At 47.4% G+C, this 10,342-nt stretch carries 8 protein-coding genes; 7 read left to right on the top strand and 1 reads right to left on the bottom strand.

What is annotated here, in order from left to right:
• The coding region (locus tag JGK36_RS32180; protein WP_293186092.1) for a photosystem II D2 protein (photosystem q(a) protein) at positions 1-834 on the bottom strand (834 nt) is incomplete at its 3' end.
• A gap of 534 nt (positions 835-1,368) precedes the next feature.
• Here JGK36_RS32180 and JGK36_RS32175 point away from each other — a divergent pair.
• The 7 genes from JGK36_RS32175 to JGK36_RS32145 all read left to right on the top strand — a co-directional run bounded on the left by JGK36_RS32175 (position 1,369) and on the right by JGK36_RS32145 (position 10,293).
• Positions 1,369-1,935: a photosystem I assembly protein Ycf4 gene (locus JGK36_RS32175; RefSeq protein ID WP_293186889.1), complete on the top strand. Its 567-nt coding sequence runs from the start codon at positions 1,369-1,371 to the stop codon at positions 1,933-1,935.
• A 148-nt stretch (positions 1,936-2,083) separates the two neighbouring features.
• On the top strand, positions 2,084-2,869 hold the full coding sequence (locus tag JGK36_RS32170) for a peptidylprolyl isomerase (RefSeq protein ID WP_293186888.1): 786 nt from the start codon (positions 2,084-2,086) through the stop codon (positions 2,867-2,869).
• A gap of 180 nt (positions 2,870-3,049) precedes the next feature.
• Positions 3,050-4,306 (top strand): beta-ketoacyl synthase N-terminal-like domain-containing protein, encoded by a 1,257-nt coding sequence (locus tag JGK36_RS32165; RefSeq protein ID WP_293186887.1) that lies wholly within the window; start codon positions 3,050-3,052, stop codon positions 4,304-4,306.
• Positions 4,307-4,647: 341 nt separating this feature from the next.
• Complete coding sequence (locus tag JGK36_RS32160) at positions 4,648-5,742, top strand: ATP-binding protein (RefSeq protein WP_293199189.1); 1,095 nt, start codon at positions 4,648-4,650, stop codon at positions 5,740-5,742.
• Between the two features lie 303 nt (positions 5,743-6,045).
• Complete coding sequence (gene mutL / locus JGK36_RS32155; protein WP_293186885.1) at positions 6,046-7,953, top strand: DNA mismatch repair endonuclease MutL; 1,908 nt, start codon at positions 6,046-6,048, stop codon at positions 7,951-7,953.
• A gap of 281 nt (positions 7,954-8,234) precedes the next feature.
• A complete protein-coding gene (locus JGK36_RS32150; protein ID WP_293199187.1) occupies positions 8,235-8,987 on the top strand; it encodes an SGNH/GDSL hydrolase family protein in 753 nt (250 codons plus the stop codon).
• A 208-nt stretch (positions 8,988-9,195) separates the two neighbouring features.
• Positions 9,196-10,293, top strand: coding sequence for a serine/threonine protein kinase (locus JGK36_RS32145; RefSeq protein WP_293193712.1), 1,098 nt, complete (start codon positions 9,196-9,198; stop codon positions 10,291-10,293).
• Positions 10,294-10,342: the final 49 nt, after the last annotated feature.

Here is a 10,342-nt window from a genome sequence, read left to right as displayed (position 1 = left end):
GCCTGTGACGGGTACGAACAGCATGAAGAAGTGCAACCAACGTTTGTTGGAGAACGCAATTCCGAAGATTTGCGACCAAAAACGGTTAGCTGTAACCATGGAATAGGTTTCTTCTGACTGAGTTGGGTTAAAAGCTGGGAAAGTGTTAGCACCTTCGCCATCTTCAAACAGGGTGTTTTCCACGGTGGCACCGTGGATAGCGCACAACAGCGCGCCGCCCAAGATGCCTGCAACGCCCATCATGTGGAAGGGGTTGAGCGTCCAGTTGTGGAAGCCTTGCAGGAATAGGAGGAAGCGGAAAATTGCTGCGACGCCGAAACTTGGGGCGAAGAACCAGCCTGATTGACCCAAGGGGTAGAGCAGGAACACGGACACAAACACGGCGATCGGGCCGGTGAATGCGAGGGCGTTGTAGGGACGGATGCCGACTAAACGGGCAATTTCGATCTGACGCAGGCAGAAGCCGATCAGTGCGAAGGCGCCGTGGAGGGCGACAAATGCCCACAGACCACCGAGTTGGAACCAGCGGGTGAAGTCCCACTGTGCTTCGGGGCCCCACAGGAACAGCAGGGAGTGTCCGAGGCTGTTGGCTGGGGTGGAGACTGCGACGGTGAGGAAGTTGGCTCCTTCGAGGTAGGAGCTTGCCAAACCGTGGGTGTACCAGGAGGTAACGAAGGTGGTGCCGGTTAACCAGCCACCGATCGCCATGTAAGCGCAGGGGAATAGCAGGATGCCAGACCAGCCTACGAAGACGAAGCGATCGCGCTTGAGCCAGTCGTCGAGTACATCAAAGATGCCTCTTTCGTTCTCGGCGCGTCCGACTGCGATTGTCATTACGGTAAAATCCTTTTGCTTGTTAAAAGACCAAGGTTTCTAATTAAACTTAACATAACTATATATTATAAGTTCATTAATTTTCAACTAGAACAGCAGGAGTTGATACAGAATCGCGATCGTGACTGGGCGATCGCGCCAGCGGAGTGAGACTAAGGTAGGCTAGTTGAATTAAAATTTTGGTTTAAGGCTGTTTAAATTTGTCAGGAACTCTAGGCTCAAGCCACGCTCGCTTGTAAGAAATTACAAGCTGTTCTGACCAGACCCCTCGATCGCGAGGAGACGGGGCTCTGTCATCTGCAATTAAACAGTTTTAAAGTCACGCTTTACAGTGTTGCAGGTCTAACAAGCCTTTATAACCAGGTCTGCACGAACATTACCCCGCAAGGGAGAAAGGATACAACTGTATCGACCTTGGAGGGGCAACCATACCCCTCCACCCCCCGAAAGGGGATTGACGGGGACTGAAGTCCCCTGCGTCGTTTTCCTTTCAGGTCTAAAGACTCTGAGTTTCCCACTTACCGAGTGTTTTTTATGACTGCAAAAACAATGACCTCGATCGATTCTGTCCTGCGCTATGAGGTTTTGGGATCTCGTCGCTTCAGCAATTACTGGTGGGCAACGGTTGTCAGCATTGGAGGGACTGGTTTCCTGCTGTCGAGCATTTCCAGCTACTTACACAAGAACCTGCTGCCTTTTGCTGACCCGACTCAGCTTATTTTCATCCCCCAAGGCATCGCGATGGGTTTCTACGGTGTCTGCGCCCTGCTGTTGGGGCTTTATCTGTGGCTGACTGTTCTCTGGGATGTTGGCGGCGGATACAATGAGTTCGATCGCAAAACAGGTAACATTCGGATCTTCCGTTGGGGATTTCCCGGCAAAAACCGCAAACTTGATTTTACTTGCAAGACATCGGACGTGCAATCTGTGCGGGTCGATATTAAAGAAGGTCTCAGCCCCCGCCGCAGCATTTATCTTAAGCTCAAAGACCGCCGTCAGTTTCCCCTGACAAGAGTCGGACAGCCCATTTCTTTGTCTGATGTGGAAAATCAAGCTGCCGAATTGGCTCGATTTTTGCAAGTGTCCCTAGAAGGGCTGTAGAGATTTGGGATTTGGGATTTGGGATTTTCGATTTGATATTGGTAATGTTTTGTAGGTTGGACGGCGGGGCGCACAAAATCGATAAATCTAGAGTGCGCCCGGCCATGTACCCGATCTGAATGAAGTGAAAGTGAAAATACAAATGCAAATGCAAATCAAAATTCAGCGGTGGTTCTTCTCACTTTTAATAATTGGCGCGCTGTTTGTCGGGGGATGCGGTAGTTCCCCTGCTGCAAACTCTACTCCGACACCAAATCCGGCGTCGGGTGAAAGCATTTCTTTGTCTCCGTCTCCGTCTCCGTCTCCTGCTGCTGTGGCGGCGAGTTCGCAATTTAGCAATTTGCCACGCTTGCAAGGAAAAGCAACGGTAGTGATGACGGTTAAAGGTACTCCGATTACGATCGAACTCGACGGCACAAATGCCCCAATTACTGCGGGCAATTTTGTCGATTTGATTCAGAAAGGAGTCTACGACGGGCTGGTATTTCACCGAGTGGTGCGGGAACCTCAGCCTTTTGTAGTTCAGGGTGGCGACCCCCAGGGCAAAGACCCTAAATTCCCTGCGTCGCGGCTGGGAACTGGGGGCTTTATTGACCCGAAAACATCTGTCGAACGCAGGATTCCTCTGGAAATTAAAGCTAAAGATGCCCCGAACCCGACTTACAGCCAAACGCTAGAACAAGCTGGGATTGCTCAGAAACCCGTGTTGATGCACACTCGCGGGGCTGTGGCTATGGCTCGATCGCAAAGTCCTGATTCGGCTTCTTCTCAGTTTTACTTTACTTTGACCGATGTGCCGTTTTTGGACGGTAGCTATGCGGTTTTTGGCTACGTGAAGCAAGGGATGGATGTTGTTGATAAGATTCAAGCGGGCGATCGGATTGATAAGGCTACTGTGACCCAGGGTTTAGAAAATTTTAAGGCTGCTAGTTAGTCAGTTGACAGTTGACAGTTGACAGTTGACAGTTTGCCGTTGGGAGTTGGTAGTAGTTATTGGTTATTGGTAACAACCCAAAACTAATACCTGATAACTACGCATCAACAACCAACAAGTCATAGATTACGAATAACTAATCACAACTAACTAATAACTACTGCCTTCTAACTGATACTTATGGATGTTGTGGTTACGGGAATTGGTCTTGTTTCAGCGTTGGGAAATCTGGAAAATAGCTGGAAAAGATTGTTATCTGGGGAGTCGGGAATTCGGCAACATCAACCTTTTTTAGAACTTGAACCGCAACTTTTGGCTTTGGTAGGTACAAAACCTGCTGATTTAATAAGTTTAATTTTGCCTGTTTTAGCAGATGCTTTGCAAGATGCTAATTTGACTTTGCCGATTCCTGATTGCGGAATTGCGATCGGTTCTAGTCGCGGCTTTCAGGCTAATTTGGAACTGTTGCTAAGAGAGGGGGAGAGGGGGAGATGGGGAGAGGGGGAGAGGGGGAGAGGGGGAGAGGGGGAGATGGGGAGAATTGCCCAATTACCAATGCCCAATTCCCAATTCCCAATTACCAATGCCCAATTCCCAATTCCCGATGCCCAATTCCCAATTCCCGATGCCCAATTCGTGGACTTTTTGCCTCACATGGGGGCGATCGCGGTGGCGAGGGCAATTGGCTCGATGGGGCCTGTGCTGGCGCCGATGGCTGCTTGTGCGACGGGCCTACAGTCGATCGCCCGCGCTGTTGATTTAATCCGCACCGGTGAGTGTCAGCGCGCGATCGCTGGTGCTGTTGAAGCGCCAATTACACCGCTGACTGTGGCTGGATTTAACCGGATGGGTGCTTTGGCAAACACGGGCTGTTATCCCTTTGACGAAGAGCGGGAAGGCTTGGTGCTCGGCGAAGGCGGGGCTTTATTTGTATTAGAATCAAGTGAGTTGGCAAGGCGCCGCAACGCTAGAATTTACGGTCTAATTTCCGGTTTTGGGTTGACAAATGATGCTTTTCATGCTAATTCGCCGGAGTTGGGCGGGACAAGTGCGATCGCGGCGGTAAATCAATGTTTGAAACGTAGCAATTTAACGGCGGCTGATATAGATTTTATTCACGCTCACGGTACTGGAACTGATTTAAATGACCGACACGAAGCCCTGTTAATTCAGAAATTGTTTCGCCAAGGAGTTGCTGTTAGTTCGACGAAGGGGGCTACTGGTCATACTTTGGGAGCTTCGGGTGCTTTGGGCGTCGCTTTTTGTTTGATGGGTATTAAATACCAGGTGTTGCCGCCTTGTACTGGCATAAAAAAACCGGGGTTTGAGTTAGATTTTGTTCGCTGCGCCCGATCGACTTTTGTGAGAAATGCGGTTTGTTTGAGTTTTGGTTTTGGCGGGCAGAATGCTGGGATTGTGTTGTCGGGCGATCGTTAATTTTTGGTAATCGAAGGCGATCGGCATTGAAATTGCAGCATCTCTCTACAATTAAAATCTTGTGGGGGCGTGTCCGAAAGTGCGATCGCACTTCCCATTTAAATCTGAGATCAAATATCATATATATGTATTTTAGTCAATTAACTTAGAATGTTGGTGAGATTTCTGGTACCGCTGTGCTAGTCTGGCTCTCCATATCGAGGCTTACCCTTCCCTCAAAGCCAGGGATGCCAGAAAATAACAGCAAATTCCAGCAGTATTGTATTTTATTAACGCATCGATGCTTATAGCGCGAAGATAGAAGAAAGAAACAGTTTCAATTAAGCCTCAGGTATTTTCACATGGATCTGGCATCTCATCGATTTATGTCTTATTTTGAACCTCTTCAAGCTGCTCATCTGTGCCAAATAGCTGTATTGGAAAGTTTTGCTGAAGAAACGGTGGTTTTTGAAGAAGGAGAAACAGCCGATTTTTTATATCTAGTTTTAGAAGGTAAAGTCGAGTTTAGCAAGCGGATTGACAACAGTAAATATCAAACTATTGCTGTCGCTAAGCCCGACGATTTTTTTGGCGAACTCGGAGTTTTAGACGGAGAGCCTCGCAGTGCTAGAGCTGTGGCAGTTGCCGGATCGAGTTTGGCCAAAATAGGCCGCGAAGAATTGATAGCAAACCTCGAGTTTGCTAAAGGCAGTTCAGTAATGCAAATGTTTAGTTTCATTATTAAAAATTTGCGCTCTACCACGGATCAATATGTTAGCCAATTCGTACACAAACAAAAAATGGTTTTGGTGGGTGAAATGGTGAGCACAATTATTCACGATTTCAAAAGTCCTTTTACCGGAATTAAACTCTCCAGCGAAATGCTCAAAGAAATGCACCCCGATGCTGAAACTCAGGAATGGTGTGAACTTATTCAGTTGCAAGTTCAGCGAATGTTGGGGATGGCTGAGGAAGTATTAGAATTTTCGCGTGGGAACTCTGCATTAAATAAAAAACCAGTTAATCTCATCCAGACGTTGCAGCAGTTTGAAAAGTTGAACAGAGTTTATTTTGAGGCTGCAAAAGTAGACTTAGTGCTGGGGGTATCAGAAGTGATAGTGGAAGCTGACGACAATAAGATTTTGCGAGTTTTACAAAATTTAGTTGGGAATGCTGTTGAAGCTTTTGGCGGACGCGGGGGCCGAATAGAGATTATGCTGACACAAAGTGAGGATTGGGCAGAAATTAGCATTTATGATAACGGCCCTGGCATTCCGCAATCAATCAAGGACAAGTTATTTGAACCGTTTATAACCTATGGCAAGCGGACTGGTACTGGCTTGGGAACGGCGATTGCTAAGTCGATTGTTGATGCTCACAAAGGGGAAATTAGTTATGAGTCGGAAAACAAAAAAGGAACCACTTTTTACATCCGCTTGCCAAAAGTCATCAGTTAGTCTGTGGAGTTTAAGTAATGTTTGTTTGTCACCACCGACTTCAATCAATCATTTAATCGATTTGAGATTGTTCGACTTCCTTCGGCTCCCTTCGGCTACGCTCAGGACAAGATGCTCAGGACAAGTTTGAGATTGGATAGTTGCCCCCACAAGTGAATCTGGGAGCTTGAACTTTTGTCTAAAATGTTGGGAACATCTACGACTTAACTATTTGGAACATTACCAGTTTTTGGGCGGATCGCGATCGTGTGTATGGAGTGGCAGAATCAGGTATAATTGAATTAACGAACCGCTAAAAATCTGATGCCAGTTACTATTCAAACCTTACCCGCAGAAGTTATCGATTTAATTGCCGCAGGCGAAGTTATTGACTCGATCGCCGCTGCGGTACGAGAATTAGTAGAAAATTCTCTGGATGCTGGCGCAACTCGCATCGTTGTGTCTGTTTGGCCCGAACAATGGCGGGTGCAAGTTGCCGATAATGGTACGGGAATGGATCGGGAAAACTTGCAGCAGGCGGCTTCGCCTCACAGTACGAGCAAAATTACCACGGAAGCTGACCTTTACAAAATTGCTACTTTGGGATTTCGCGGTGAAGCTTTGCACAGTTTGGCTCAGTTGGGCTGTTTGGAGGTTTTGAGCAGGCCCAACGATTTGGGATTCGGAGATTATTGGGAAAATCGACAGTCTGCGGAAACCCCCCCTAGCCCCCCCTTAACAAGGGGGGGAGTTGAGAAGTCATCTTTGAACCAGCCGGGAGTTGAAAATGCTCGATCGGGCTGGCGGGTAGTTTACAACAACGCTGGGGAAGCTGTGGAGCTGGAAACAGTGGCAATTGCTCCGGGCACGGTGGTGACTGTGGCTAATTTGTTTGGCAATTGGCCCGTGCGCCGCACTTTTTTGTCGCCGGCACAGCAAATGCGATCGATCCAATCAATCCTCCAGCAAATTGCAATTTGTCACCCCTACGTTAATTGGCAGTTGCGCCAAGCAAATGCGCCTTGTTTTTACATAACTTCGGCGAGCACAGCGGAACAAATTTTGCCTCAGTTTGTGCGCGGCGTGCGATCGAGCGATTTACAATATTTAAAGTTAGATTTGCCTGCGAGTCCTGAGAATCAGAAAGCTGCAATTTTTTTGGTAGAAACTCAACTTGTGGGAGCTACAAACAACCACAATTATCAATTCCCAATGCCCAATGCCCGATGCCCAATTCCCAATTCCCAGTCTTTGGAGTTAGTAATTGGTTTGCCCGATCGCTGTCACCGCAGGCGGCCGGATTGGGTTAAGGTGGCGGTGAATGGACGGGTTGTGCGATCGCCCGAAATAGAGCAAACTATTCTCAGCGCCTTCGCCCGCACTTGTCCGCGCGATCGCTATCCCGTGTGTTTTGTTCACCTACAACTCTCCCCCTCGGAAATCGACTGGAACCGCCACCCGGCTAAAGTGGAAATTTATCTGCACGATCCGAGTTTTTGGCAAGCACAAGTTGGCGCGGCAATCGATCGGGCTTTGCACCTGAATGATGAGGTTTTGGCAGATCCTCCAATTCCCGATCGCGTGGGACAGTTGTTGAAAGCATCAGAACAAAAAAGTGCTTACAGTGTGGGGACTTCAGCTCGAAAGAGTGATGGCGGTGACGAACAGACAACAGGTCGTAAAATAGGATTGATGGAACTGAGGGCGATCGCTCAAGTTCATAATACTTACATTGTTGCAGAACACTCTAGCGGAATGTGGTTAGTCGAACAGCACATCGCTCACGAGCGCGTTTTGTACGAACGTATCTGCGCTGATTGGCAGCTAAAATCTCTAGAAAAACCAGTGATTCTCAGTCAATTATCTGCCCTGCAAATTGAGAATTTGTCCCGCTTGGGTTTGGAAGTAGAAAGTTTTGGCGAACAGTTATGGGCGGCACGGGAAGTACCGGATTTATTGGTCGATCGAGATGACTGTGCGGATGCGCTTTTTGAACTCAGTAAAGTCGCAGATTTGCAAGCTGCTCAAGTTGCTACTGCTTGTCGTAGCGCTATTCGCAATGGTACTCCTCTCAATCTTTCTCAAATGCAAAATTTGTTGGATGAATGGCAGCAAACTCGCAATCCGCGCACTTGTCCACACGGCCGCCCGATCTATTTTGCGTTGGAAGAATCGACTTTGGCTCGGATTTTTCGCCGCAGTTGGGTGCTTGGAAAAAGTCACGGGATTTGAAGGTTAAAAGTTATGCTTTAAGATTCGCGTTACATACAGAATTGTTTTTTTTGAACCGCAGAGGGCGCAGAGAACGCAGAGAGGAAGAGAAGAGAGAAGAAATGTTTCAGAATTTGATTGTAGTGAGGAATGCAAGTCGGCATCAGACTAGAATAAAATAAAGAAAAATTTTTTGATAATCGTTTGTAGTGAGCATTTTGACCCGCAAAAATAAGGACTGAAGTCCTCACTACAAACCTTTTTTAGATGACAATAATAGATTGTGCGTTGGGAAGAAAAAAATGAAAAATGTTTTTATATTTTCGATTGTGTTAAATGTAGTTTTGCTATCTATTATCTTAATCTACACAGGGAAGCGGGGCTATTTGGGCAGAACTTTGGTAATGGCGAATGCAAATTATCTGGAATTGCCGACGGATACGCTGAGTTCTCAGTCTTGGTGGCAAGATGAGGTAAAGTATCAAGTTGCTGTGACTCGGAACGCGCATATCAAAACTTGTTTTTTTGGAGATTCGATCACTTCGATGCTGGGGAATAATCTGGGTGACAATTCTTTCAATTTTGCGATCTCTGGCCTGACTGCGATTTCTCAGTTGGAACAGCTTAAGTTTTTAACTGCTGCTCAAGTTAAGTGCGATCGCGCGATTGTTGCTCTCGGGACAAACGATGCTATTTACAGAACTATGGACGGACAATTTGTGAAAAATATGCGGCAAATAATTAGCACTGTCAAAAAAGATATGGGGGCGAAACAGGTGATTTTGATGCCAGCTTTTTATTCCACTATTGAGGCCAGTCGCGATGTTACTGTTGCTGCTCCGATTCCGAGAGTCGATAAGTTTAATCAGTTGATTCGCCAGGTTGCTGCTGCTGAAAATTTATCAATTGATGAAGCTGGTTTGCAGCCGTTATTTGAAGGTAAAGCTTTGAAGGCTAATTTGACTTCGGATGGCGTTCACCTCAATGCTGATGGCAAAAAAATCTATCGTGAAGCTTTATTAAAAATAGTGGCTTTTTTAGATAAAAAGGATTAACAGAATGACCGCAATATGAGAATTTCTGTCTCGTTTGTGTGGCCGATCGCAAACTAAATTCTAAAACCCTTGTCTAAAAGGCGATCGAATCGTTAAATTTCGTTAAATTCCATTGCAAAGCTATCCCAAATATCCCTGAACTTGGGTTCGTCGCGCATACTGAAAGAATCCACCATACACCAATTCTTTCTTAAGGAAATCTGTCATAATGGATGGCGATAAATGCCAAAAATCGGGTTGTACGGGAACGATCGAGGATGGCTATTGTGATGTCTGCGGCATGGCTGCCGTTAAAACCGCTGAACGGCTGCTTTCCTCCCCTCTCCCCACTGCATCGAACGCGAGCTTATCGAGAACCAATTCACCCACAGCCAGTACGCCGACGGGTTCATCCTCCGCAAGCAGCCGCAGTTCCCGGCGCACGGGTAGCGCCTCTAGAAGCAGCCGCAAACAATTAGGTGCGGGATTGGTGTCGATTCCGGAACTCCCTTCCACTGAACCGGAAAAGGCGCTGCTTGTAGAAGCCGTCGTCCCGGAAAACAAACGCTTCTGTTCCAGTTGCAACAACGCTTTAAGTCGGGAAAGAGGGTTTTGTCCGAAGTGCGGTCATAAGTATTCCTTCGTTCCCAGCCTCAAACCAGGCGATCGCGTCATTAACCAGTACGAAGTCAAAGGTGCGATCGCCTACGGGGGACTCGGCTGGATCTATTTGGGATTTGATAGGAGTCTGTCGCGCTACGTCGTTCTTAAGGGGTTGCTCAACACGGAGGACGAAGCCAGTGCTGCCGTTGCTGTAGCCGAACGCCAATTCCTCGCCTCTGTCAAACACGCCAACATCGTTGGGATTTACAACTTCGTCAACCACCTCAACGAAGGCTTCATCATTATGGAGTACGTTGGAGGTCAGACGCTCAAGGAGATTCGCAAGACGCGCGGAGTGTTACCTGTTGCTGAAGCGATCGCCTACATTCATCGCATTCTCGGCGCTTTTGCCTACCTGCACGCGCAAGGTTTAGTTTATTGCGACTTCAAACCGGATAACGTCATGCTCGAAAGCAATGACGTGAAACTGATCGATATGGGTGGGGTGCGGCGCATTGACGACTTAGATGGGGACATCTACGGAACAGTGGGGTACAGCGCACCGGAAGCAGGAGAAGGGCCCACTGTCGTCTCGGATTTATTCACGATCGCCCGCACCCTCGCCGTCTTGGTGACGAACATTTCGGGCTTCAGCAAACAACACCAGTACAAGTTACCGCTCGTAAAAACCTGGACAAAGCTACCCAAAAGTAGTCAATGTTAGACATCTACGTTAGTAATTTTAGTCCACAGTCCTAAAACTACAGGAATAA

Source organism: Microcoleus sp. PH2017_35_SFW_U_B, from assembly GCF_020737865.1.
Classification (GTDB): domain Bacteria; phylum Cyanobacteriota; class Cyanobacteriia; order Cyanobacteriales; family Microcoleaceae; genus Microcoleus.
This window is presented reverse-complemented; position numbering and strand designations above follow the sequence as displayed.